The sequence below is a fragment of the Saccharopolyspora sp. NFXS83 genome (assembly GCF_026241095.1).
In the GTDB taxonomy this organism is placed as follows: Bacteria; Actinomycetota; Actinomycetes; order Mycobacteriales; family Pseudonocardiaceae; genus Saccharopolyspora_C.
Genome location: NZ_JAPFGB010000002.1, coordinates 1 through 23,479, shown reverse-complemented (window position 1 = coordinate 23,479; position 23,479 = coordinate 1). Strand labels below are relative to the sequence as shown.

20 protein-coding genes and 4 pseudogenes are annotated in these 23,479 nt (G+C 66.6%); 15 read left to right on the top strand and 9 right to left on the bottom strand.

Going from position 1 to position 23,479, the window contains the following annotated elements; translation table 11 throughout:
• The first annotated feature begins 7 nt into the window (after positions 1–7).
• From OOZ19_RS02660 to OOZ19_RS02645, 5 genes are all read left to right on the top strand, one after another.
• Entirely contained in the window at positions 8–868 is an 861-nt protein-coding gene (locus OOZ19_RS02660) for an enoyl-CoA hydratase/isomerase family protein (protein ID WP_323055089.1), read from the top strand.
• A gap of 104 nt (positions 869–972) precedes the next feature.
• Complete coding sequence (locus tag OOZ19_RS02655) at positions 973–2,025, top strand: MBL fold metallo-hydrolase (RefSeq protein WP_266087823.1); 1,053 nt, start codon at positions 973–975, stop codon at positions 2,023–2,025.
• A gap of 55 nt (positions 2,026–2,080) precedes the next feature.
• The gene (locus tag OOZ19_RS02650) at positions 2,081–2,749 is read left to right on the top strand and encodes an SDR family NAD(P)-dependent oxidoreductase (protein ID WP_507028801.1); all 669 of its coding nucleotides are present in this window, start codon (positions 2,081–2,083) and stop codon (positions 2,747–2,749) included.
• Positions 2,686–2,838 (top strand): SDR family oxidoreductase, encoded by a 153-nt coding sequence (locus tag OOZ19_RS30075; RefSeq protein WP_416309386.1) that lies wholly within the window; start codon positions 2,686–2,688, stop codon positions 2,836–2,838. Before OOZ19_RS02650 ends, OOZ19_RS30075 begins: the two co-directional genes overlap by 64 nt.
• On the top strand, positions 2,835–3,584 hold the full coding sequence (locus OOZ19_RS02645) for an SDR family NAD(P)-dependent oxidoreductase (RefSeq protein ID WP_266087819.1): 750 nt from the start codon (positions 2,835–2,837) through the stop codon (positions 3,582–3,584). The genes OOZ19_RS30075 and OOZ19_RS02645 overlap by 4 nt, the downstream gene beginning before the upstream one ends.
• Positions 3,585–3,983: 399 nt before the next feature.
• Here OOZ19_RS02645 and OOZ19_RS02640 read toward each other — a convergent pair whose 3' ends face one another.
• A complete protein-coding gene (locus tag OOZ19_RS02640; protein ID WP_266087817.1) occupies positions 3,984–5,039 on the bottom strand; it encodes an MFS transporter in 1,056 nt (351 codons plus the stop codon).
• A 147-nt stretch (positions 5,040–5,186) separates the two neighbouring features.
• Here OOZ19_RS02640 and OOZ19_RS02635 point away from each other — a divergent pair, with 147 nt between their 5' ends.
• The 4 genes from OOZ19_RS02635 (at position 5,187) to OOZ19_RS02620 (ending at position 8,247) form a co-directional block, all read left to right on the top strand.
• Positions 5,187–6,002, top strand: coding sequence for a LacI family DNA-binding transcriptional regulator (locus OOZ19_RS02635; RefSeq protein ID WP_266087815.1), 816 nt, complete (start codon positions 5,187–5,189; stop codon positions 6,000–6,002).
• Between the two features lie 545 nt (positions 6,003–6,547).
• On the top strand, positions 6,548–6,832 hold the full coding sequence (locus OOZ19_RS02630; RefSeq protein WP_266088323.1) for an IS30 family transposase: 285 nt from the start codon (positions 6,548–6,550) through the stop codon (positions 6,830–6,832).
• 255 nt (positions 6,833–7,087) lie between these two features.
• The gene (locus OOZ19_RS02625) at positions 7,088–7,777 is read left to right on the top strand and encodes an NsdA family TPR-like regulatory protein (protein ID WP_507028800.1); all 690 of its coding nucleotides are present in this window, start codon (positions 7,088–7,090) and stop codon (positions 7,775–7,777) included.
• A 134-nt stretch (positions 7,778–7,911) separates the two neighbouring features.
• Positions 7,912–8,247, top strand: coding sequence for a hypothetical protein (locus OOZ19_RS02620; RefSeq protein ID WP_266087811.1), 336 nt, complete (start codon positions 7,912–7,914; stop codon positions 8,245–8,247).
• 207 nt (positions 8,248–8,454) lie between these two features.
• Here OOZ19_RS02620 and OOZ19_RS02615 read toward each other — a convergent pair whose 3' ends face one another.
• The gene (locus tag OOZ19_RS02615; RefSeq protein WP_266087810.1) at positions 8,455–10,158 is read right to left on the bottom strand and encodes a hypothetical protein; all 1,704 of its coding nucleotides are present in this window, start codon (positions 10,156–10,158) and stop codon (positions 8,455–8,457) included.
• Between the two features lie 542 nt (positions 10,159–10,700).
• On the opposite strand from OOZ19_RS02615, the pseudogene OOZ19_RS29990 reads away from it, so the two are divergent.
• Together OOZ19_RS29990 and OOZ19_RS02610 are read left to right on the top strand one after the other, a co-directional pair.
• A pseudogene (locus tag OOZ19_RS29990) lies at positions 10,701–10,811 on the top strand (helix-turn-helix domain-containing protein); the annotation flags it as partial.
• Positions 10,812–10,865: 54 nt separating this feature from the next.
• On the top strand, positions 10,866–11,303 hold the full coding sequence (locus tag OOZ19_RS02610; RefSeq protein WP_266087809.1) for a hypothetical protein: 438 nt from the start codon (positions 10,866–10,868) through the stop codon (positions 11,301–11,303).
• Between the two features lie 13 nt (positions 11,304–11,316).
• Here the strand turns inward: OOZ19_RS02610 and OOZ19_RS02605 are convergent, their stop codons facing one another.
• The 4 genes and pseudogenes from OOZ19_RS02605 to OOZ19_RS30070 form a co-directional block, all read right to left on the bottom strand.
• Complete coding sequence (locus OOZ19_RS02605; protein WP_266087808.1) at positions 11,317–11,712, bottom strand: hypothetical protein; 396 nt, start codon at positions 11,710–11,712, stop codon at positions 11,317–11,319.
• Positions 11,713–11,770: 58 nt separating this feature from the next.
• Complete coding sequence (locus OOZ19_RS02600) at positions 11,771–12,841, bottom strand: glycoside hydrolase family 18 protein (protein WP_266087806.1); 1,071 nt, start codon at positions 12,839–12,841, stop codon at positions 11,771–11,773.
• Between the two features lie 1,106 nt (positions 12,842–13,947).
• Positions 13,948–14,757, bottom strand: a pseudogene (locus tag OOZ19_RS02595) (MFS transporter); the annotation flags it as partial.
• Positions 14,758–14,923: 166 nt separating this feature from the next.
• Positions 14,924–15,049, bottom strand: a pseudogene (locus tag OOZ19_RS30070) (hypothetical protein); the annotation flags it as partial.
• Between the two features lie 900 nt (positions 15,050–15,949).
• On the opposite strand from OOZ19_RS30070, the gene OOZ19_RS02590 reads away from it, so the two are divergent.
• A complete protein-coding gene (locus tag OOZ19_RS02590; protein WP_266087804.1) occupies positions 15,950–17,170 on the top strand; it encodes an ISAs1 family transposase in 1,221 nt (406 codons plus the stop codon).
• Here the strand turns inward: OOZ19_RS02590 and OOZ19_RS02585 are convergent.
• Positions 17,071–17,678 (bottom strand): annotated as a pseudogene (locus OOZ19_RS02585) (MFS transporter); the annotation flags it as partial. The gene OOZ19_RS02590 and the pseudogene OOZ19_RS02585 overlap by 100 nt on opposite strands.
• Before the next feature lie 19 nt (positions 17,679–17,697).
• Here OOZ19_RS02585 and OOZ19_RS02580 point away from each other — a divergent pair.
• The 3 genes from OOZ19_RS02580 (at position 17,698) to OOZ19_RS02570 (ending at position 19,866) form a co-directional block, all read left to right on the top strand.
• Entirely contained in the window at positions 17,698–18,927 is a 1,230-nt protein-coding gene (locus OOZ19_RS02580) for a cytochrome P450 (protein ID WP_266087802.1), read from the top strand.
• A gap of 107 nt (positions 18,928–19,034) precedes the next feature.
• Complete coding sequence (locus tag OOZ19_RS02575) at positions 19,035–19,637, top strand: TetR family transcriptional regulator (RefSeq protein ID WP_323055088.1); 603 nt, start codon at positions 19,035–19,037, stop codon at positions 19,635–19,637.
• A gap of 7 nt (positions 19,638–19,644) precedes the next feature.
• Positions 19,645–19,866: a ferredoxin gene (locus OOZ19_RS02570; RefSeq protein ID WP_266087800.1), complete on the top strand. Its 222-nt coding sequence runs from the start codon at positions 19,645–19,647 to the stop codon at positions 19,864–19,866.
• Between the two features lie 1,117 nt (positions 19,867–20,983).
• Here the strand turns inward: OOZ19_RS02570 and OOZ19_RS02565 are convergent.
• Both OOZ19_RS02565 and OOZ19_RS02560 read right to left on the bottom strand, forming a co-directional pair.
• On the bottom strand, positions 20,984–22,204 hold the full coding sequence (locus tag OOZ19_RS02565) for an FAD-dependent monooxygenase (RefSeq protein ID WP_266088321.1): 1,221 nt from the start codon (positions 22,202–22,204) through the stop codon (positions 20,984–20,986).
• Positions 22,205–22,268: 64 nt separating this feature from the next.
• Positions 22,269–23,479, bottom strand: a 1,211-nt coding sequence (locus OOZ19_RS02560; RefSeq protein ID WP_266087798.1) for a type I polyketide synthase, incomplete at its 5' end; no start/stop codon positions are given.

The following is a 23,479-nucleotide window of genomic DNA, read 5'->3' as shown; positions in this document are numbered from 1 at the left end:
GTCCGAGATGACCGAGGATCTGCGCAGCGATCGTCGACGGGAGCCGAACGGACCCGTGAGCGGGAACAGCGTGGGAAGATCACCCGTCACCGTCGAGGTGGGGGGTTCGATCGCCCATGTGGTCATGCGACGCGGAGACCGAGGCAACCCCATCGATCTCGTGATGGCGTGCGCACTTCTGGACGCTGCACGGACCTGCCGCCGTGCGAACGCCCGGGTCGTACTGCTGCGCGGCGAAGGACATTCGTTCTGCGTCGGAGGGGACCTTCGCGACTTCGAGGCGGTGGACGTCGAGAATCGACGGGATCACCTGATATCCGTCACCGACGCCCTGCACGACGCGCTGCGAATCTTCGCGTCGATGGAGGCACCGCTCATCGCCGCTGTGCACGGCTCGGTGGCCGGTGCCGGAGTCGGCCTAGCGGCTGCCGCGGACTTGACGATCGCCTCGGCGGACGCGGTGTTCCTGCTCGCCTACACCGGGATCGGCTATTCGCCGGATGCCGGGGTGACCTGGTGGCTGCCGCGACTGGTCGGCCCGAAACGCGCCATGGAACTACTGCTGACCAACCCCCGAATCTCCGCGGACGAGGCGGCGGACATGGGGCTGATCACCCGCGTCACCGATGGCGAGACGCTGGTCGACGAGGCGCAGCGGCTCGCCGGTCAACTGGCCCGTGGTGCGACGGGGGCGTTCGGTGCCACGAAGCACCTCGTCGCCCAAGGGCTCTCCAGCGGCCTCGACACCCAACTGGATCGCGAATCCCGTTCCCTCGCCGCAGCGGCGGTATCACCCGAGGGAGTCGAGGGTTTGGCGGCATTCCGCGCCAAACGCCCACCCCGCTTCCTCCCACCGCCGGAGGACTGAGTCGCGGGGACCCTCCGGCCCGATCGGTCACGACTCCGACGTGGCAGGGAACAGCTGTCTCGCAGCAGAACCGAACCAAGCTCCGACGCGGCGAAGGGAAGCGCGTGACGAAACTGGACAGGGGGCCGTGGGCCGACAGCGGGGTGGAAACGATCCGGCCGGACGTGCATCGGATACCGCTGCCGCTGCCCAACGACGGTCTCCGGGCCGTCAACATCTACGCCCTCGAAGACGGCGACGACGTCATCCTGGTCGACGGGGGCTGGGCGATCCCGGAGTCGCGCCAGGCGCTCGAGGCCGGGTTGGCCGCGCTCGGCCACGACCTCGGCGACGTCAGCCACATCCTGGTCACGCACGTGCATCGGGACCACTACACGCAGGCCGTCGAGCTGCGCAGGCTGGTCGGCTCGCGGGTGTACTTGGGAGCTGGCGAACGTCCAGGACTGGACATGCTGGACGAGGTCCGCACGGACGTCCCGGTCACCTCCCTGGACACGCTGCGCCGGGCAGGTGCCGGCGAGCTCGCTGAGCGCGTGCTGCGGGACATGGACCGCGGCGAGTTCGATGCGAGCGTCTGGGAGAAGCCGGATCAATGGCTGGGGCCGGGCGTGGTCCGGTTTGAGCGGCACGTGCTGCGCGTAATTCCGACGCCCGGTCATACCCGAGGACATGTCGTGTACCTCGATGAGAGCCGCGGCCTGCTGTTCTCCGGCGATCACGTGCTTCCGCACATCACTCCGTCGATCGGCTTCGAACTGACCACGTCCGGTCGGCCGCTCGCGGACTACCTGGACTCGCTGCACCTCGTCGCCGCGTTCGCGGACGCGGAGCTGCTGCCGGCGCACGGTCCCGCCGGAGGCAGTGCGCACGCGAGAGTCGCCGAACTGCTCGAACACCACGACGCGCGGCTCGACGCCACCATCGACGCGCTCGGCCGCCGCACGAGCGACGCTTCGGCGGTGGCACGGGATCTGATGTGGACCAGGCACGAGGTCCCGTTCGCAGAGCTCAACGCCTTCAACCAGATGCTCGCGGTGAACGAGACGGCCGCGCACCTCGACGTGCTGGTCGAACGCGGACGACTCGCGGTCGAGCTCGTGGAGGGAGTTGGCCAGTACGTGCGGACAGGCGACGACGACACCCGCGACCCGCGCTGAACGAGCCCAGGAATCGAACCGTTTTCGGAGTGTCTCAACAGCGGATGAGGTGGGGATGCAGTTACTCGCAGGGAAATCCGTGCTGGTGACCGGTGCGGCCGGTGGCCTCGGTGCCGCCATCGCCGACGCGTGCGTGCGGCATGGCGCGCGGGTTTTGCTCACCGACGTGCTGACCGAGGAACTGGAGCAGACCACTGCCGCGCTGGGGAGGTCCGCGGCTTGTCAACCGCTCGACGTGGCTAATGCCGCCGCGTGGGCGGAAGCGGCCGATGTCGTGCGCCGGAATCTCGGGCACCTCGACGTCCTCGTCAACAACGCCGGCCTCATCGTCGGGAAGGCGCTTGCCCAGTCCAGCCACGCTGATCTCGAACGCAGTTTCCGGATCAACGTCATGGGCACGTTCCTCGGCTTGCAGACGTTCGCTGAGCTCCACCGGGACAGCGGGGCCCGAAGCGGGTCGGTGGTCCATGTCGCTTCCGCGCGTGGCTTGATCGGCGGTGCGGGCGCCACGACGTACTCCGCGACGAAGTTCGGCGTGCGCGGGCTCACCAAGTCGGCCGCGGTGGAGCTCGGACCGCTGGGAATCCGGGTCAACGCACTCTGCCCGGGACCGATCGAAAACGGCATGAGCGTCGGTGACCCGCAGTTCTCGCAAGCGGATTGGGGCGGCTCGGTCGTCCGACCGACATCGGTGAAGCGGCGGCGTGGCTGGGTTCGGACCTGAGCGCGTTCGTCACCGGTGTGGGCCTCCCGGTCGACGGAGGCCTGACCGCGACGTCGTACGGCATCGAAATGAAGGGGAGCGGCGCATGACTCCACAACGGATTCTGATCACTGGTGCGGGCAGCGGTATCGGACGCGCAACGGCGGAGTGCTTCGCCCGGGACGGCGCGTCCGTCGTGATCTGCGACGTGCGGGGCGATGCCGCAGCGGAGGTCGCCGACTCGCTCGGCGAGGCGTGCGTCGGTGTGGAGTGCGACGTGAGCGACGAGGACAGCGTCGCCCGCGCGATGATGGTGGGCGGCGAGCGGTTCGGCGGGCTTGATTCGGTTGTCGCCGCGGCCGGCATCGTGATCGGCGGTCCCGCGCACGAGATGTCGTCCGAGTCATGGCACGACCTCGTCAGCGTCAACCTCACCGGAATGTTCTTCACCGCCAAGCACGGCTTGCGGCAACTGTTCGCGGCCGGTGGCGGTTCCCTCGTCACCGTCGGCTCGGTCGGATCGCTCGTCGCCGCTGGGCGCAGCGCCGCCTACGACGCGACGAAAGGCGGCGTCGTGCAGCTGACGCGCGGGATCGCAGCGGAGTACGCCGACCGCGGAATCCGGGCCAACTGCGTGTGCCCCGGTCATGTCTCGACGAACCTGGCGACCAACAGCGAGGGTGTCTACGGTGCTTCCGTGGTGTCAGCGGGCCCACAGCGGTGGACGACTCCGCCGATGGACCGAGCCGGTTCGCCGGAGGAGATCGCGAACGTCATCGCGTTCCTGTGCTCCCCAGGTGCATCGTTCATGACCGGCGCCGCCGTGACCGTCGACGGTGGCTACACGGCGGTCTGATCGGAAATCACGGCACGACCGAGGATCCCGCCTCATCACAAGTCTTCCCGGGCCAGACTTCCAGCGGTCCCTGGAACAAGAGCTTCTCCCGATGCGGCGGCGGCCAGCGCACCCTCGACACGAAGCGAACCGAGTTGTGGACCAGGCCCTCCCGTTGCGCGGCCAGGGACGCGCTGAAGGGTAGGCAGGGCACATTGTCAATCTTGCTGCGGGCGTTTCAGCTCTGGACGACGTGGTGCCCGTTCTCGTCTGCTTCTCCGGCCGACTGGGGTTGGTATTGCCGATGTGCGAAGTCGTGCCGTGCCAGGGCGAGGAAGACGTCCTGTGGGTTCAGGATTCGCAGGGTCCAGATGTTGAGGCGGTGCAAGGAGGTAGCCAGCAGCGATGGGATTCGGCTTGTCATGGTGAACTCCTGGCCTCCACGGTGGACGGTAGGTTCTCGGGTTCGGTCGTAACGGGGCGCTGTCGCATCAGCCACCAGATCGCGGCCAGGCATGGCACGTTGAGTGCGAACAGGGCGATCGGGATGGACATCGCGGAGGTGTGCTCGATGCCCAGGCCGAGCAGCGGAGGGAACACGACGCCTCCGAGCATTGACGCCGCGATGACGTACGCCCCTGCGCGTTGCGCGTCGGGGACGAGGCGGTGCAGCCAGGGCAGGCCGGTGGGGAACACGGGGCCGATGAACAGGCCCACGCCGGCATAGGCGAAGGGCGCCCATGCTGGTACGGCTGCTAGTCCGAGGCAGACGGCCATTCCTGAGCAGCCCCATAGGAGGATGGTCTGATCGGAGAACCGGAGGCTCAGTGGTGCCACCAAAAATCGGCCGGTGGTCATCATGAGCCAGTACCCGGCTGTGGCGGTCGTCGCTGCGCTCAAGGTGTAGCCCGCAGCCGTCAGGTGGGTCGGTTCCCAGCCGCCGGTTCCGGCCTCGACGCCGATGTTGAGCACGTACAGGACGACCCAGGCGGTGGTGATTGCGATGCTGCGGTTCCGGAGGTTCGCGTTCCGTTGCCGCGGTGACGCGGGCGCGTCACGGACGTGTGTGTCGTGCACTCCGAGTAGGAGCGGTATCAGCGCGGCCGACAGCAACGCGAAGACGAGGAACACCCAGCGGTAGCTGGCGGGACCGAGCTGTGCCAGCAGTGTGGGAGCGAGGATCGACCCGACTCCGAAGAAGGCGTTGAGCAGGTTCAGCATCGCGGTGCTCCGCTTGCTGAACCCGATGGTGAACAGGTGGTTGAGCCCGTAGTCGATCGCGCCGTATCCGAGTCCGGCGACGAACGCACCCAGCAGTGCGATTGGCCATGGAGGTGCGGACGCGAAGACGGCCGCTCCCGCCGCCATGATCAGGAATGACGCCCCGAGCATCAGTCGGGTGCTTCTCCTGCCGTAGTACCGGTGGAAACCCATCACGCCGGCGAGTCCGCCCACGAAGTGGGCACTGAGCGCCAACCCCGCGATGGAGGGCTATATGCCGTAGTCGGCTCGCATGGCCGGGATCGCAGGCCCGTACAGCGCTTGGAGCGCCCCGATCAAGATGAACCCTGCGAATGCGCTGACGATCCCCACGCCGCTGAAGCGAGTCGGCACGTTCGTGCGTTGGTCAAGCCGCCGCTGAGCACGATCGGACTCGTCGTCCCGGATCTGGCCAACCCGTTCTTCCCGGAGGTCGTCTCAGGGGTGATCGACTCTGCGGCGGAGCGCGGCTGGCAAGTGAAGATCGTCGGAAGCGGGCGGTTTCCGGACGAAGCCGAGACGGTTCGGACCTTCGCTTCGGAGGTCGATGCGATGGTCGGCTACTTCAACCACCTCGACCGTGCCCCTGGTGACCTGGAGGTCGACATCCTGGTCGTGCTGCTGGACGCCGAGGAACCGGTTTCCACCTGCGGAGCGGTCACGGTGGACGTCGACGCGGGTGTGCGGGCAGGTGTGCACCACTTGTTGGAGCGAGGGCACCGAGCGATCGGAATGATCGACTGCTCGACGAGCTGTGACCGGTATCAGCGGCGGAGGTCCTTCGCCGCGGTGCTCGACGAGCGCGGCATCGCGCTGGCCGCAGATGCGATAGAGGAAAGCGAGCAGTCCATCCCAGGCGCCGAGCGTGCCACGCACATGTTGCTGGATCGCCATCCCGAACTGACCGCGCTGTTCGCGTTCAACGATCTGACTGCGGTGGGGGTGGTGCGCGCAGTGCACGCCCGCGGGCTGAACGTTCCTGGAGACTGTGCGGTGCTGGGGTTCGACGGCCTCGCCCTCGGGGAGTTGATCACGCCGACGTTGACCACCCTGCACGTTGACAAGAGGCGCCTAGGAGCGCTCGCGGTGGATGAGGTGGAGCGCTTGCTCGAAGAGGGGCGACGGGAGGACCGCCACGTCGAATTGTTGCCGGAGCTCGTCATTCGAGAATCCACTTGATCCTCCGCTGAACGAGCAGCGTGGTAGGTCAGTGGGGAGGCGCGCGTGGCTGAGTGGTTGATGGTGGTTGTCTCGCCGCCCATCGTTTCTGCCGAGCTGGGCTCTTCCATTTTCGTGAAAGTGCGATAGGCGACGGGCGAGGGTGGCGCTCCCGCGGGAACTCGAGCAGCCCACCACCCACGAAGACGATCTCTCACGGATCGGTGTCGACTCGCCCGGCTTCGCCCACGCGTTGCTGTGCTGGAAGGCATCGCCGCCGAAGGCAAAACCTGGATCCACCGCACCGCTAAACCTGGACCGACTTTCCTCGGTCCCGAGGCTGCGTAGCCAGAGCGCGAGAATGCTGGGAGTTCGGCGATGAGCCTTTGAGTAGTGTCCGTCGCTCGGCTGAACGAGTGGCTGATTCAGGTGCGGCGTCACAGGCACCCAGTCTGCTCGTCCCGCTGTCACCGGATTTGCTTGGGAGGTGGCGGCATGGTCGCGAACGGTCATCAGGGTGCTCGGGACGTGCTGGTCGGTTGGGCTGAGCACGTCAACGGCCGCAACTGTCGCTTCCGGGGGATCAAGGCGCGGAAATGGCCCATCATGAACAGATCGCGACGTTGCTGCGGCAGGGCGTGTTCTTCGCCCATCCGGGCTGTCCGTGGCAGCGCGGCACGAACGAGAACACGAACGGCCCGGCATCGCAGTACTTTCCGAAGAACACCGACCTCGCCGTCCATACACCCCAGGATCTGCGCGTCGTCGAGGAACGACTCAACACACGACCACACCAGACACTGGGATGGCACACACCCGCCGAAATTCTCACCGCCGCCCTGGCACCATGATCACATCACCGTTGCGACGACTACTTGAATCCACCCGCGCCGACCTGGCGTGGGAGAGCGATAGACGAACGGAACGCTTTCGTTGCGTCCGTGGCGGCATCCACCGAGTCCTACCGGCGAATGGAAGCGAGTGTCTCGTCCCAGTACCTCGCGCCTGCTGCCGAGGGGCATCTACGTCTGGTGAAGCAGATCGTTCGAGACGCTGCATGACGCGCGAGTATTCGCAGCGTTGAGCGAGATCGCAGAATTCTCGGCATGGCTGGCGGCCGATCGAGGCGACACGGCTCCTGTGCTCGGTACCAGGAGAGCATTCGTTACGCGGAGTCCGCGCACAATTCGCTGCTGGTGCCGTACATGATGGGCAGCCTGGGGCACTACGCCGTGGAGATCAGGGACCCCCATCAGGGTGTGCAGCTGCTCGACAAGGCAGCGCGTCATCTCGACGGTCGAAGCCTGGCCGCGGCACGAGCTTGGCTGGCTTCGCTGCGTGCAGTCGCCTACGGCGCGCTACATGACCGAACCGCCATGACCGAATCTCTCAACACGGCGGAACGGCTCGCCGACCGGAACCCGCACGAGGCGCAATGGCCGTGGGTCTTCGCGTTCACGTCCGCGAAGGTCGCGCGGTACCAGTCGAGCGCGTTCGCCAAACTCGGTGACTTGTCGGCGGCAAGGAGCGTGTACGCCGCAGCCAACCCGACGATGACGACGCCGAAGTCACAAGCGCTCGCGAAGGTCGAGCACGCGCTGCTGCTGGCGAGCGCGGGGCATCAGGATGAAGCAGCTCGGATTGGGGTCGAGGCGTTGCGTGTCGGCCGGAAGTACGGTTCGGAGCGGATCGTCGCGAACATCCGGACCCTGCCTTCCAAGCTGCCAGAGCGGAGTCGAGAAATGGAAGATCTCGATCGAATGCTGATTTCCCTCTACGGCCAGGAGCAGTGGTGACCAGGCTTGCCATCACCGGACATCGCGGACTTCCCGACGAGACCATCCGTCTTGTTGACGGCGCCCTCCGCGATGAGATCGCTGGTACTCCGCACGCTAGCGGAGTGAGCTGCCTCGCTGACGGAGCGGACAGCTTGTTCGCCCACTCCGTGCTCGATCTCGGCGGGGAGCTGATCGCCGTCGTGCCAGCGGCTCGCTATCGCGACGAGCTCCCTGAAGAACACCAGGCCGTCTACGACGCACTGTTCACCCGCTCCTCGGAGGTCGTGTACCTGGATCACCACGAATCCACCGAGCAGTCCCACATGGACGCGAGCATCGCGATGTTCGACCGAGCGGATCGGCTCGTGGCGGTGTGGGACGGGAAGCCGGCACGGGGGTACGGCGGTACCGCTGACGTCGTGCAAGCCGCGAAAGACCAAGGTGTGCCGGTGACCGTCGTCTGGCCAGGAGGAGCCCAGCGGGACTAGGTAGGCGCGCTTGCTCTATCCGAGGCGATTCATGCTGTAGATGCCGAGGCTTGCGCGCCGCCGTGTGGGACAGGGCTAGCGTGACGTGGGGTCGTGGAGGCGGCGACGACGAGCGCGTCGAAGTTCGTGACCAGTGCTGTGACCATGAACGTTGGCCGGTTCGTCGACATGGACTCCCGGCGAAGTTGGAGGCCGGATCAGCTGGTTCTAGGCGTCTCGTTGTTGCTGTTGCAACTTTTCGTTGATGAGCAGCAGCATGGGGTGGAGCAGGTTCTTCTGGACGAGTTTCCGTTCGGGATCCACCGGCACCGACACCACCGTCTTGTTGGCCTCCTTCGCCTTGGTCATGACGGACCCTGTGGTGCCCAGGCGCCTGTGCTCGTCGTAGGCGTTCAGTTCCTCGATATGCCGGTATAATTTCCGCTGGTGTTCCTCCACGTCGTATCTGATTTCCGTATTCGGGGCCATCATCTGGTATGCCTCCATGAAGCTCTGGTCGCCCGTCGCGCCTGCGGGACTGAGGCTCGAGTGGTACAGGCTGAGCATCTCGGTAGGGTGCACGCCTGCCGGAAACTCGACGAGAACGAGGACGTGTCGCCCATCGGCTGGGGCCGAGCTCGCCTCCGCCTCCACATCCGGCGTCGCTGTTGTGGGCGTCCTCCTGCTGGTCTTCCCCTTCGCCCTCTTCTCCGCCTTCTTGCTGGTCTTTTTGCCGCCGCCCTGGGCATCCGACGGGGCGGGAGGGTTGACCGGCGTCGTCTCGATCGTGGTTTCGTTTCGCGAGATCGAGTACCGAACGACTTGCCAGCCGGGCTTCGCCCGGACAGCGGCTGCCGCACTATCCAGGCCCTTGGCGGGCTTGGAGAAGGCGATACCCACGTTCGGATTCTCAGGCGAGTCCGCGCTCTCGGGACGGTTGTTGATCGAGTCCACGATATTGGTAACGAAAGGTTTCACCGGATGATCGAACGTCGAGTAGTAGGCGAAGTGGAAACCGGCGAGGCCGTGCTTGCTCTTCAGGTCGTTCAGAGCTGCCATCATGGTTGAGGGCGGTTGTTGTTCCTCGGCTCCACGTGCATTGGCCTCATTGGCCGCGGTGATCGCAGCTTGGCGGTCCGGCTCGGGAACCGGCAGTACACCGAGGGAACCGAACCCCGGACCACTGCCGTACTGGTCAAATTCCGGCAACCCGAACTGGTCGAAGCCGTACTGCGCCACGGTGAGGTCAACGTGCCCCCCTGATACCGGGTACCCGACGGTGACCTCGGCCTTCTCCCCGTTCCCGTCGTACAGTTCCGCGCCGGATTTGCCGAGGACGTCCGTGACCTCCCGGCGCACCGAATCCTTGTGCGCTGACGTTGCCGTCGTGCTGTCGAGACGCCCGACATAGAGGCGCACCTTGACGTTCTTCCACTCCGCGATGAAGGAGTAGAACTCCGCCAGCGCACGCGCGAGCTTGGCCCCGGCCATGTAGTCGCCGGAACCGGGCAGATCGCCCGCCATAACGTCGACCGTGAAGGAGCCGTCGAACGGCGCCTCCGCGGCGAGTGTGTCGAGGCGTTCGTTGAACTTGTCGATTTTCGCCCTGTCGTCCGCCACTTTGGTGTGCGCATCGTCAGGGATTCGGTACTTCGAGATCGGCATCTCGAGTTTGGCGAGCAGGCCACCCATTGTGGTGATGCCATCAGTTCGCAGGCTCTGCTCAGCGGTGTCGGGGGGCTGCAGCATTCTCGCCACAGTCATGTTGCCGAGCGTCCGTTGTAGGTGCATGACCGTGGCCGGGGGAATCCGCCCGGACGGCCGGACCTCGACGCTGGGGCGCCTCCCACTGCCGAGCGGCACGCGCGACTGAACGGGCTCGGCGGTCGGCGATCGTGCGAGGTGGGGATCAACCTGCTTGCGTAATGACATGACCGAACGGTAGGGACTACGACCCCGCTAGGTCGTGCCCTGACGTCCCGATCCGAGGGCACGCCGTCTTCCCAACGGGCCCCTCAGGGCACAGCCGATCGGGTAGCCGTTGAGGAGCACACCGTGGCCGCGATCCCCGCATCGCAGGAAGACGCCGCGCGAAAGGCCAGCGCGGGAGAGCGGCGACGAAGCGGCTCGCCGACGTCGAGGCGCGGATACGAAAGCTCCCAGGGGTGATAGCGGCCAGCGTCGAGCCGGATGTGCTAGTCAGCCTGCGCACACTCATCGGCTCAGCCGCCAGCGCCTCTACAGCTCGACGATGTCCCCACCATCGAACCCTTGATCACGCATCACTACCCAGCGACACCCGGCAAACCATTCCGGGCACGGCCCTAGCTCGCCCCGCAGTACGGCGATGGCTATCTCGTTTCTCGAAGATGCTCCTCGGTTCCGTGGGATCTACCGATGAAGCTGTCGCCGACGGGTGAATCCTGATCCGGTGTGGACGGGCGAAAATGGACCCACTCCCCGACACATAGGGAGTGATCAGCGTGGAGGACTGGGCAGAGATCCGGCGTCTGCATCGGTGTGAGGAGATGCCGATTAGGGTGATCGCGCGTCGGCTCGGGGTCGGGCGGAACACGGTGCGGCGTGCGCTGGCGGCTGAGGGCCCGCCTCGATATCAGCGGCCTGCGAAGGGCTCCGCCGTGGATCAGGTGGAGCCGGAGATTCGTGCGTTGCTGGCGGAGTGGCCGACAATGCCGGCGCCGGTGATCGCGGAACGGATCGGCTGGCAGCGGGGCATGACAGTGCTCAAGGATCGGGTACGGGAGTTGCGACCGTCGTTTTCGCCGCCGGATCCGGTGTCGAGGACGATGTATCAGCCCGGTGATCTGGCGCAATGTGATTTGTGGTTCCCGCCGGCCGACGTTCCGTTGGGTTTTGGGCAGCTCGGGCGCCCACCGGTGCTGGTGATGGTTTCGGGCTACTCGCGGGTGATCAATGCGGTGATGAGCTCCCCAGGGCAGGTGTCGCCCGATCCGGAGCCAGAGGTGGTCGTAGCGGCGGGTGGTGATGGGTTCGCCGTTGCATCGCATGCTCGAGGACCGTCGCGCCTCGGCAACTCCCGCACCGGAAGCGGTTGATCCGGGGGAGCCGTTACGGGCACGAGCGCAGGAAGCGTTGCGGCGGGCGCGGGAACAGCTCGATGCGGCCGGGCAGCAGAGCGCGAAGATCGTCGTGGGGGCTCAGGCCGCAGCGCCGCAGGAACGTGGGCTTCTCGACGGCATCGGGGACGCACTCGAAGTGATCGGGGACGCGTTCAGTGCAGTCGGTGGAGCGGTCGCTGACATCCCCGGCAACCTCTTGCACAACAGCGTGGACTCGGTCGCCGATGTCGGAGATGCCGTCGGAACAGCAGTCGGAGCGGGCATTCAAGGGGGCGGCCTTCTCGGCGCAGGAGTGCGTGGTTGATGTCGTCGGGTGAAGCGATCTACGTGGCGGCCATGCCGTACCGGGCCGCTCGGCGAGCGCCGCGTCGGCAGAGCGGAGCACGCGGACTCCGAAAGCGCGTGGTCGCGGGTGAGTTCCCGCGACCACGCCTGCTCTCGCGTCAGCCGCCGGCGACCGGTGGCGCCGGTGCTGGCGGCGCAGCGGTGGCGAACTGAGCGGTCAGCTTGGTGAAGTCCCAGGGCTGCTGCGGCACGCTGCTGCACGTCCCCGACGTCTGGCCGTTGTCGGGCTGGTCGCATTGGCGGTCTCGGTTGAGCGACCAGAACGTGTACCGGGAGAACCCGCGGCTGATCCCGTAGTCCAGCACCGCCCGCATGTCCTCCTGCCGGTAGTACTCGCCCGCGTCCGAGCGCCCGTTCATCAACGAGACGCCTTCGTGGGCGTACGCGGTGGCGCTGTCCCAGCCGAACGTGCTCATCAAGGTGCCGTGGAACGCTTCGAGCGAGGCAATCTGGCTGTCGACGTCCGGGAACCCGTTGAACGGCATGGTCGCGTAGTTGTCCGGGACGAAGTTCAGCGCCTTGGCGGTGTCCAGCAGGTTCTGCCCGGCGGGTGTCGTGCCGGTCGTGGACGCGACGGTGGTCACCGAGACGTACAAGCCGGGATTGTTCCGCTGCAGGATCTGTGCCGCGGCAAGCTCGTTCCTGATCGCGTCGGGCTGCTGGATCTCCGGCTCTTCCAGGTTGAAGTCGATCGCGCGGAGTTGGTGCGCGTCGATGACCTGCTGGTAGGCCGCGGCCGTGGCCTCCGGCGTGCCGCAGGTCTGGCCGAGGTTCGTCCCGCCGTAGCCGCCGACGGACACTGAGACGTCACCACCCGCCGCGCGAACGCCGTCGACGATGGCCGCCGTTCCGTCGTCCGCGGAGACCGGGGTCGTGCCGTCCCAAGTGGGCTGGCAGCCCCCGCTCGTCGGAGCGAGTACGAACGCCAGTTGGAAGGTCTTCTGCCCGGTTTCGCGCATTACTCGGGGCAGGTCCGGCGGGTTGCCGTACATCGGTGTCACGTACGGTGCCGCCCCGTACCACCGGGGGTCCAGCTGCGGTGCTTCCGCGGCCTGCGACGCCGCCGCCGACGCCGTCTGCGGATCGGATGGGGCCATCGACAGCAGGCCCACAAACCCCGCAGCGCCCAGCACGGCCACCGCGGTGCTGAGCATCAAGACCGAACGCATCTATTCTCCTCGCTAGTTTTATTCGGAGCGCGGCCGAACCGTCCGCTGCCATCGCTGTCGCGGGACTGCTGTCCGCGGTTCAGGTGCTCACCAGGTCTGCGAGGTCGCCCAACACCTCGGACAGGGTGGTCCAGATCGCCAGCCAGCTCACCGGCTCTTTCCGGTGCACCGCTTCCAAGTCGGGCGTGGACAGCGCCATCGCCGGCTCGATGTCGAGCGCGGGGACCGGCCACCGGGACTGGATGTCTTAGCGACTCCACGTACTGGCCGTCCGCATCGAACACCCCACCGCGCCGGCGCAGCCGGGTCGAGGGGGGCGGACCTGACCCGGGCAAGCAGATGGGTCGGCCCTCGCCCGCGGAGCGCCGTCGTCCAGCGGAGCCTGCTCGCTCTGGCGCACCCACGGCGGACGTATCGGGAAGTGCGGGTTTCGGCAGGCACGGCGAACCGAGCGTCGGCTGGCATGAAGACACCTGGAGAGAGGAATCGGTGAGAGGAACCGGTCGGGCAGCAGCTCATCACGCGGGCACGCCCGACAGATCGCGACAGCGGTACGAGGGCCGCATTGTCGGGAATCCACTCACGGAGCCGCTGGATTCAGCGGTAACGCGCCCATGACCCCGATTAGGGGCAGCCGCCACGATGAGCATTCCACAGCGAGGGGCCACCCCTGCTGCAAGCGCGGCCCAGTGCAGTCATGAGCGGGTGACGGCGCTCGTCCGCGTCGAGATCGTGATCGGAGGCACAACGTCGCGCGACGAGGTGATCCGTGCCCGGGTGGAGGCATTGCTGGCGCCCGTGCTGGGGGCTTCGGCGGTGGCTGTCCTCGCACACACGATGACGCCGAATACGAGAGACCCCAAGGCGCGGCGATCCGCGACTCCAGGCCCGGAGACGAGTCGCCGCTGCGAAGCCGCCGCCGGATGGTTCACATCGAGCAGCCCCATGTGAAGGCACCCCTTCATGCCACGTGATCGGGGTGGATCCGGGCTGACCATCCGAAGGGATGTGGGGGCGTGGATGAGCCAGGGGCGGGAAGGTGTTCGGCCGGGGGGATCCGGGGCGGCCCCGTCCCCATGCGGGGTACGGGGTCCACCCCGGACTTCTCACGCCGCCGCGGTGGTGCGGGCTGCTTTCGGCAGCGCCCGCACGAACGCGAAGACCAGCACACCGCTCACCGCGAGCAGCACCGCGCTGATCGCGAACGCGACGTGGTAGCCGTGCATCGTCGCGGCCACTTGGGTTTCCGGGGTGCTGCCGGACGAGTCCAGATAGGACGCGACCGCCGTGGTGAAGATCGTGTTCAGCAGGGCGACCCCCAGCGAGCCGCCGATCTGCTGTGAGGTGTTCACCATGGCGCTGGCGACGCCCGCATCAGCGTTGTTGATGCCGGTCAGCGCGACGTTGCTCATCGGCGTGTAAACCAGGCCCAGTCCCACGCTCATCGCAACCAGCACCGGCAGGATCAGACCGAAGTACGACGAGTCCGGTTCCAGCAAGGTCAATGCCAACACGGCCACCGCGGCCAGCGCCGAGCCCACGGTCATCAACGCCCGCGCACCGGACCGGGGCAGCAACCGCGCCGTGTAGGTCGAGGTGAGCACCACGCAGATAGGGAACGGCAGGAAAATGATCCCGGCCCCGAGCGCGGAGTAGCCCAACGTCTGCTGCGCGTAATACATCATGAACAGGAACATGCCCATGGTGCCGACCCCGAGCAGGCCCGACGTGAAGTAGGCGGTCCCGCGGTCGCGGTCGAGCACGATCCGCAACGGCAGCAGTGGCGTCTGCACCCGCCGCTCCACGAACTTGAACGCGATCAGCAGCAGTGCGAAACCGATCAGGCCGAGTCTCCGGCCCGATCCCCAGCCCTGGTCCGCCGCGGTGGTGAATCCGTAGACCAGCGCGATCAGACCGACCGTGCCAGCAGCGCCCCCACAACGTCGTACTGCGGACGGCCCTGCACGCGGCCTCCCGCATGGTCGGGACCGCGAAAGCGAACGCGATCACGATGACCGGGATGTTGAAGAAGAGGCACCAGCGCCAGCTGGCGTACTCGGTCAGCACCCCGCCGACGAGTGCGCCGACCGCGGCGCCGGCACCGCTGACCGCGCCGAAGATGCCGAACGCCTTGGCGCGCTCCAGCGGTTCGGTGAACGTGACCGTGAGCAGCGAAAGGGCAACGGGAGCCAGCAGCGCGCCGAACACGCCCTGGAGGCCGCGGCCGACCGGAACCGACCCGCGTCGGTCCCGCCGCGCCGCTTGACACCGCTCACCGCGAAGGCGGCCCCTCGCGAGGCCTCCCGCGCTTGTTCCCCACCCCCGACTTCATCAGGAGGACGATCGTGTTCGCCCATCACCAGCAGCGCGACCTGCGCACCCCGCTACCGCAGCGGCCGAGCCTGCGCCTGGCGGCCTCGACCGAGCACCAAGCCCACGTCACTGCCCACGCTGGTAGTCGCGATCAACACGGCGCAGGCCGAGCGGACAGCCGCACAGGCAGAGCGGGACGGCACGCCCGAGGCACGGACGCTGAAAGACGGGGAGGTTTACGCCATGATCGATTCGCTCGGTGACGTAGGGAAAGCCCTGGCGGACGGCAAGCCGGAGGGCCTGAACGAGCTCTACGACAGCCTGCAACTCCGCCTGAAATACGAACCACACGCGAGAGTCGTAGAAGCTGCGATCTCACCGCGTGTGGTTAGCGTGCGTGTCCGAGGTCGGAGGTGAACCAAAGGCCCAGCCCGTTGTGCTCGCCGGTGATCTGGAGGTGGCGCGTAGGTAGCGCGGTGGTTGTGGCAGCAGCCGGCTGCGCGAGGCTGGGACCGGGCCGACGAAATCGCTGCTCCAGACAGGACCGTCTGCTGCACTCGCCGTTCTCCCGCCGGGCCGCCGAACAGCTGGGCGCGGTGGGCAGGGCGTGTGCAGAGTTGATCTGAGGGTTGCGGTGGGTCGGTGACCAGGCGGGACGTAAGACGAGGACGTGACCTTGATGGGAGATCATCAGGTTGCTGAAGCCGTGACGTTCTACCCGAAAGCCGCGCCCTCGTGGCCGCATCTTCCCCGATCCCGTCCGCACTGAACCAGCCCACTCTCACTCTGGAGTCCTTGCGGGGCCGTATCGACGGCCGGTGGCAGGCTCTGGAAGCGGTCACCGATCCCCGTGATGCCCGTGGGGTGCGGTATCCGTTGCCGTTACCGCTGATCCTGGCGCTGCTGGCCGCGACCGCCGGGGCCAAGACCTTCCTCGAGGCCGCCGAACACGCCGCCGATCTGCCGGTATGGCTACTCACCGAACTCGGGGTGTGTTCCTGGGCCGGCACCCCGTCTGTCCGGACCTTCGGCCGGGTGCTGAGCAGAGTCGATGATGACGAACTCGACCAGGCATTCTCAGGCTGGATGTTTACCGACAGCGAGCCTGCCGCCGCGTTCGCCATCGATGGCAAGACGATGCGGGCCGCGACCACCGGACAGGCCGGCATGCCGCAAACCCAGGTCGTGGCCGCGATGAACTCCCGCGGTGAAGTCCTCGGCCAGACCACCGTGGACGCCGGTGACGAGAACACCGCCGCCCGTGACTCGATCACACGGATGGGACGAAAAGCCTTGGCAGGAACAGTGATCACCGCCGATGCCAAACACACCAGCATCGCCTTCATCACCGAGGCCGAGAAGATCGGGGCATTCTGGCAGCTCCCGATCGAAGGTAACCGTCCCGCCACGTACCAACGGTTGAAAACCCTGCCCTGGAACCAGGTTCGCACCGACACCCACGGCCGCAGCCGCGGCCACGGACGTGCCAAGACCCGCAGCCTGAAAGTCCTCGTCCTGGACAACGATCTCCGACCAGAACTGCTGGGTGCCCGGCAGGCCATCCGCATCCGCCGCTGGCGCCGCCCGAAAGGCAAACCCGCAAGCGTCGAAACGGTCCATTACCTCACCAACCTGCCACCGGACGCCGCCGACGCCGATGACCTGGCGAAACTCATCCGCGGACATTGGGGCATAGAGGGACGGCTCCACCCGGTGCGCGACGTCGCCTTCAACGAAGACCGCCACCGCGCCCGCACCGGCAACGCACCCCAGAACCTCGCCGACCGCCGCAACGCCGCCACCACCCTGCACCGCCAAAACGGAGCTACCCGCATCCAACCCGCACTCCGCGCCGCCAACCGCAGGCCCGAACGACTCCTGCACCTACTCCCCGAAACCACCTACACCGGGACAGGTCAACTTTGCACGCGCCCTGCCCCGGCGCCGATCGCCAAGATCACCCGGAAGCCATCCTGTGAAGGTAAGGCCGTCGATGCGACGGTGATGGTCAGCTGAGCCAGGACCAAGGCGGCCACGGCGCTGGACACCGAGGTGCCGATCGAGCGCGTCAGTGTGTTGAAGCTGTTGGCGGCGGCGGTCTCGGTCACCGGAACGGCGCCCATGATCAACGCTGGCATTGCGCCGTAAGCCAGGCCGATGCCTGCGCCGATGATGCTGGAGACCAAGACCAACTGCCACAGCTCGGTCATCAACAGCAGGTTGAGTCCGTACCCGGAGGCGACCACGAGAGCGCCGACGATCAGCGTGACCTTGGGGCCGCCCGCCCGTGAAATACGGGCGGAAACCGGCGCCATCGCCATCATCACCAGCCCCGAGGGCGCGAGCACCAGGCCGACGACCATCATCGACTGGCCAGGCCGTAACCGGTGGATACCGGCAATTGCAGCAGCTGCGGCATCACCAGCGACATCGCGAACATCGAGAATCCGAACACCGCCGAGGCCAGGTTCGTCAGTAAGACCGGTCTGCGGCCGGTTGTGCGAAGATCCACGAGTTGTTTAGCTGGCCACATGGAGATCCACATGGACGAGCCAGCAGCAGGCCGCGAGCGCACCGACCCGATCCTCGACTATCCGATCCCAGCCCCGTCGGCGTTGGAACCGCCACCCGAGTGGACTTGGTTGCGCCAGACCTGCCCGGTCGCCAAAGTCCGGCTGCCCAGCGGGGACGAAGCTTCGCTGCTGACCCGTTATGCCGACGTCAAGCAGGTCTTGGCCGATCCGAGGTTCCGCCGGGCTCTCGACAGTCCCGATGCGGCTCGGGTCTCGGATAACGAGTCCGGCGGCGTGTTCAGCACCACTTTGGTTACGGCCTTGGCCCTCGAGACCCATCAGCAGTGGCGCCGGATGGTCGGCAAATGGTTCACCGCCAAGCGGATTACCGCGCTGCGACCCGCCATCGAGGCGATGGCCGAACAGCTCGTCGACGACATGGTGGCCGCCGGTCCCACCGCCGATTTGAGAAGCGCTCTCGGTTTTCCGCTGCCGGTGTGGGTCATCTGCGACATGCTCGGCGTGTCGGAGAACGACCGGGACAAGTTCGCCTACTGGTCCAACGCTCTGTTGAGCCTGACCCGCTTCACCCAGGCGGAAATCGACGTGGCGCAGGCCGAATTCGACGCGTACATGGCTGGCCATATCGCCGCTACCCGCGAGAATCCCGGCGAAGACCTGATCAGCGAACTCATCGCGGCCGCCGATGCCGAAGGTCAGATCATGACCGACGTCGTGTTGCTGACCACAGCACAGGGACTGTTGCTTGCCGGCCACGAGACGACCTCCAACATGATCGGCAAAATGGTCGGGATGCTGCTGGCCGACCGCAGCCGATGGGAACGACTCCTCGCCGATCGCACCCTCGTGCGTACCGCCGTCGAAGAAGCCCTGCGCATGGACGCGAACCCCAGCATCGGCATGCCCCGCTTCATCAACGAGGACATCGAGGTGGGTGAGGTCGCCGTGCCGCAACGGACGACCTTGGTGTGCAACATCGGCGCGGCCAACCGCGACGAGAACGCCTTCGACAACGCCGCCGAAATGGACCTGGCCCGCACCCCCAACCCGCACTTGGCCTTCGGTGCCGGTGCCAACTCCTGTATCGGCCAATCGTTGGCCCGCACCGAACTGCAAGCCGTGCTCGAGGTGCTGTTGCGGCGGCTGCCGACACTGGAACTCGCGGTGCCCGCAGAAGAACTCGAACGCGTCGACGGTTTGGTGGTCGGCGGACTGAACGAGTTGCCTGTGCGGTGGTGACCATGGCGGAGCGAACGGAGCGGTCCGGCACCGGCTGAGCCGACAGATCGGGCGGGACCCGCGAGGCAATCCTGGAAGCGGCTGAACGGCTGTTCGCCGAACACGGGGTGTACGCGGTATCGAACAGGCAGATCGGCGAAGCCGCCGGACAGGGCAACAACTTCGCCGTCGGCTACCACTTCGGCGGCAAAGAAGAACTAGTCCGCATGATCATGCGTCGACACGCCGAGCGCGTCGAACACGTGCGGATTCGGATGGTGGCCGAGCTGAGCCAGAGCACCGAGGTCCACGACTGGGTCGCCTGCCTGATCCGGCCCGACGCAGTATCTGGCGGCCCTGGGCACCCGAGTTGGTACGCGCGTTTCGGTGCTCAGGTGATGGCCGACCCGGGGCTTCGCCGGATCGCCATTCACGATTCGCTTACCACCGTGCCCCTTCAGCAGGTTCTTGACGGACTGAACCGCTGCCTGCCCTCGCTCCCGAGATCCGTCCACTTGGAACGCAGCGCCATGGCCCGCAACCTCATGTCCTACACCTTCGCCGAGCGAGAACGCGCCTTGGCCGAGAACACCACCACCCCCAGGTCGACATGGGAAGACACCCTGATCGACGCGATCGTCGCATGTGGACGGCCCCGGTCACCACTACCTGAACTCACACCCCCGACATCGACCGACGGGCGCCGACTCGGCGCCCGTATTTGGAGGTAGACAGCTGATGAAAATCACCGTGGACGAAGACAAATGCTGCGGAGCGGGATCCTGCGTCATGGCCGCACCGGACGTCTTCGACCAGCGCGATGAAGACGGGGTCGTGATCCTGCTCGACGCCGAACCGCCTACCGACCTGTACGGGGCCGTGCAGGAAGCCGCCGCCGTCTGCCCGGCCGCCGCGATCCGGCTGACCAAGCAGCGAGCGGCAGTCTCGCCGAGGTCCTGATCGTCGGAGCCTCAGTGGCGGGGCGGTTACCTTTGATCGGGAGCTGCCAGAATGCCCCGATCTTCTCGGCCTCGGTGATGGGTGGCCCTCGGCCGGATCACATAGGCGGCGACCCGATCGCCACGGCCATCTCCGTAGGAGTCGATCTCGGTGTCCACGAACACCAGCTCGCGCACCGCGTCCGCGTAATCGTGGGGGTCGCGTTGGCCTGAGTGGGTCGGGGAGGCGGCGTGCGTCGGGGACGGTGCACCGAGGAGCAACACGAGGACAAGTGCTACCCGTACTCACCGACGCCGGTTCTGAAATAGCGCTGGATTTTATGCAGTTCCTCATCGGAACGGAGGCTCTCCAATCGCTCGACGAACCGTGCTGCAATCAACTCGATCGTCATCTCGTCTCCCCTCGGACACCGGTACCCCGACATCACAGTCTGCCGTGGACGGATCATCAGGCGAGGCTGAGCAGCTCACCCCTATGCGGGGCGGACTCCAACGCGATCTCAACGCCTGGATCGTTCTGAGTGTGTTGAAGGCCGTGAGTTTTAGGAAGGATTGAGCGGTACGAGTTCGTCGAAGAAGTATTCACCGGAGTTGCGGGAGCGTGCTGTGGCGATGGCGTGATGTGGAGGCGGAGTGGGGGCCTGGGCATGGGGCGATCACTCGGGTGGCGGGTCAGTTGGGTGTGCATCCGGAGGCGTTGCGGTATCGGTGCGTCGTTCTGATCCGCGTCCGTCGGGTGATCGTGAGGTGTCGGGGTCAGGTGCGGAGACGGTTTCTGATCGTGAGCGGGTGGTGGCGTTTGAGCGGGAGATATCGGGCCCGTCAAGCCGATCCGCCCAAGGTTTCCCTCAGAAAAACCGGTCGTAAGCCGCCAGGCAGACCGCAGGGGACCGACGTAGAAGTTCGCCGGGCGGTGACGCGTCGAGCGACCATTGCAGGCTGGATCGCGCGCTGTTTCGCCCAACAGTGCGCCCGCTGCCGTTGGCCTCCTGTGCCAGGCACAGCAGGTGGGCACGTTCGGCGCCGTCCAGCTGCAAGACGCGGGCGACTGCCTCCAACGCACAGGGGAGACCCCGGCGACGATCGAGCTCGGCGACGGGGACGCGGGCCGGGGTCCATCACACTCGGGTGATGTCGGCCTCCTTCATCCGAGCCGCCTTGTTGTTCACGGTCCACCAGCGCAACGGGGCTCCTACCACGCGCCTGCTGTTCAGGAACAAGATCACCCTGCGCAGTGCGGTGTGGAAGCGGGTGTGCGGGGTGAAGAACGTCCGCTGCTGCACCCCGATCTTCTGGTACAGGTTCATGTACGGGCGCAGCTTGCGCTCCCATTCGGTGAACGCGCGGGGCAGGTCGTCGGGGTAGGTGGCGATCATCGTGCCCAGCAGCTCCGCGCCGCACAACCCGGCGGAGGCGCCCATCCCGGAGTACAGCGTCGGGCACCACGCCGCGTCGCCGACCAGGACCACTCGACCGCGGTGCCAGCTGTCCAGGTGCACCTGCTCGATCGAGTCGAAGATCAGTTCGTCGGCGGACTCCACGGCCGCCACCGCGTCACCGAGCGTGTGACCCAGCGGCTCGGGGCCGAACGTCGCGCGGATCCGCTCGGCGGGCGACTCGGCGAACTCGGCGTCCACGTCGTCGGTGCGGTAGGACAGCAACACGGTCGGGTTGTGGTCGGAGAACGGGAGGATCCACATCGACCGGCCGCGTTCCAGCAGCGTCGCCCCGTCCCCCTTGTCCAGATCACCCGGCGTGCCGGGGAACTCGAAGGCGGCGATCATGTAGTTCATCCGGTGCAGGTACTTCTCGTGTGGCCCGAACGCCAGCGCCCGCACCGTGGAACGAAGCCCGTCCGCGCCGACGACCAGGTCGAACCGCTCGATGGCCGAGGTGTCGTCCGTGACCCCGGTCAGCGTGACGTCGACACCGTCGGCGTCCTGCTCGATCTTGGTGGGCACGGTGGAGTAGCGGATCTCGATCTCGGGCGGCAGCTTGTCGAAGGCCGCTCGCTCGACATCGCCACGCAACATCAGCCACGGCACACCGGGCAGGTCCTTGAAGCCCAGCCCGGACCGCCGGTTGCCGGCCCGGTCGATGTCGAAGTGTGCGCCCGGCGGCGTGCGGTCGTGCACCCCGTCCAGGACACCCAGCCGCTCGGCGGAGATCCGACCCGCGCCGAACAGCCCGATGAAGTAGCCCCCGTCACGCCGCGCAGGCGCCTTCTCCACGATGACCGGCGTCCACCCGATGCCGTGCAACCGCAACGCGGTGGCGATCCCGCTGATCCCCAGGCCGACCACCAGCACCCGACGTGCCTTGTCCTCGTTCAAGTCCATCATTCCTTCATCTGGTCAATGGGGGATGCGAGTCGCGCACGAAATGGTCACGGGGCAGTCCTCATCAGCTCAGGTCGATCTCGTTGTCGATGAACCTCAGGAGGTTTTCCGCGTCGGCCGTCATCACCTTGTCGGTCATGCCGTCGGTCACCGTGGCGCCGACATCGGCGTTCAGGGCGGAGAGCATGGTCTGGAGGCGCGTGGAGATCTCCCGGTTGAGCGCCTTGTCGTGCGACACCTTGAACATGTCGGCCTGCATCTGTTCGAGCTGGGCAAGCAGCCGATCCGCGCCACCGCCCTCGTGCGCCTCCTGCGGTGCGAGCTGCGCCCGAAGGTGTCCGGCCAGCACGGTCGGTGTGGGGTGGTCGAATACCAGGGTGGCTGGCAGCCGGACGCCCGTCGCCGTGGTGAGCCGGTTGCGGAGTTCGACGGCGGTGAGTGAGTCGAATCCGGCTTCTTTGAATGCCTGGTTCGCGTCTACTCCACTGGTTCCGGACAGGCCTAGGACGGCGGCGGCGTGGGTTCGGACGAGGTCGGTCAGGAACGTGGTGCGTTGTTCGTCGGTCATCGAGACGAGTCTGCGGGCCAATCCACCTGTCTCGGTGGTGGCCGCTGTGTTCCGCACCGGCGCGGAGGCAGGCACCAGACCGCTCAACAACGGCGGAATGTCATCGGCCCGCCGCAACGCGGCGATATCCAACCGGGCCGCCAGCACGTAGGCGGGTTCGGCGAACCGGGCCAGGTCGAACAGACCCAGCCCCTCCTCGCTGCTCAACAGGGCCAACCCGGATGCGTTGATCCGCCGCATATCGGTAACACCCAGATGCCCGGTCATGCCGCTGCGCTGTTCCCAGAAGCCCCAGGCCACGGCGGTGGCGGGCAGGCCGTGTGTTTTCCGGTGTTGGGCGAGTCCGTCGAGGAAGGCGTTCGCGGCGGCGTAGTTTCCCTGCCCCGCAGCACCCAGAACAGCCGAGGCGGAGGAGAACATCACGAATTCCGACAGGTCGTGTCCCGCTGTCAGTTCGTGGAGGTTGATCACCGCGTCGACCTTGGGTCGTAGCACGGCTGCGAGTCGTTCCGGTGTCATCGACACGAGCAGCCCGTCGTCCAGGATGCCTGCGGTGTGGATCACCGCTGTCAACGTGTGTCCGGCCAGCACTCCTGCCAGGGCAGCCCGGTCGGCGATGTCGCAGGCTTTCAGGGTGACCTTCGCCCCCAGCTCCTCCAACTCGGCAACCAGTTCGGTCGCGCCGGGGGCCTGCGCCCCACGACGAC

Coding starts and splice junctions, on each gene's coding strand:
- OOZ19_RS02600 (WP_266087806.1), bottom strand. CDS start 12,841: ATGCGTTCGGTCTTGATGCTCAGCACCGCGGTGGCCGTGCTGGGCGCT.
- OOZ19_RS02645 (WP_266087819.1), top strand. CDS start 2,835: ATGACTCCACAACGGATTCTGATCACTGGTGCGGGCAGCGGTATCGGA.
- OOZ19_RS02570 (WP_266087800.1), top strand. CDS start 19,645: ATGAAAATCACCGTGGACGAAGACAAATGCTGCGGAGCGGGATCCTGC.
- OOZ19_RS02580 (WP_266087802.1), top strand. CDS start 17,698: ATGGACGAGCCAGCAGCAGGCCGCGAGCGCACCGACCCGATCCTCGAC.
- OOZ19_RS02660 (WP_323055089.1), top strand. CDS start 8: ATGACCGAGGATCTGCGCAGCGATCGTCGACGGGAGCCGAACGGACCC.
- OOZ19_RS02565 (WP_266088321.1), bottom strand. CDS start 22,204: ATGGACTTGAACGAGGACAAGGCACGTCGGGTGCTGGTGGTCGGCCTG.
- OOZ19_RS02650 (WP_507028801.1), top strand. CDS start 2,081: ATGCAGTTACTCGCAGGGAAATCCGTGCTGGTGACCGGTGCGGCCGGT.
- OOZ19_RS02625 (WP_507028800.1), top strand. CDS start 7,088: ATGGCTGGCGGCCGATCGAGGCGACACGGCTCCTGTGCTCGGTACCAG.
- OOZ19_RS02615 (WP_266087810.1), bottom strand. CDS start 10,158: ATGTCATTACGCAAGCAGGTTGATCCCCACCTCGCACGATCGCCGACC.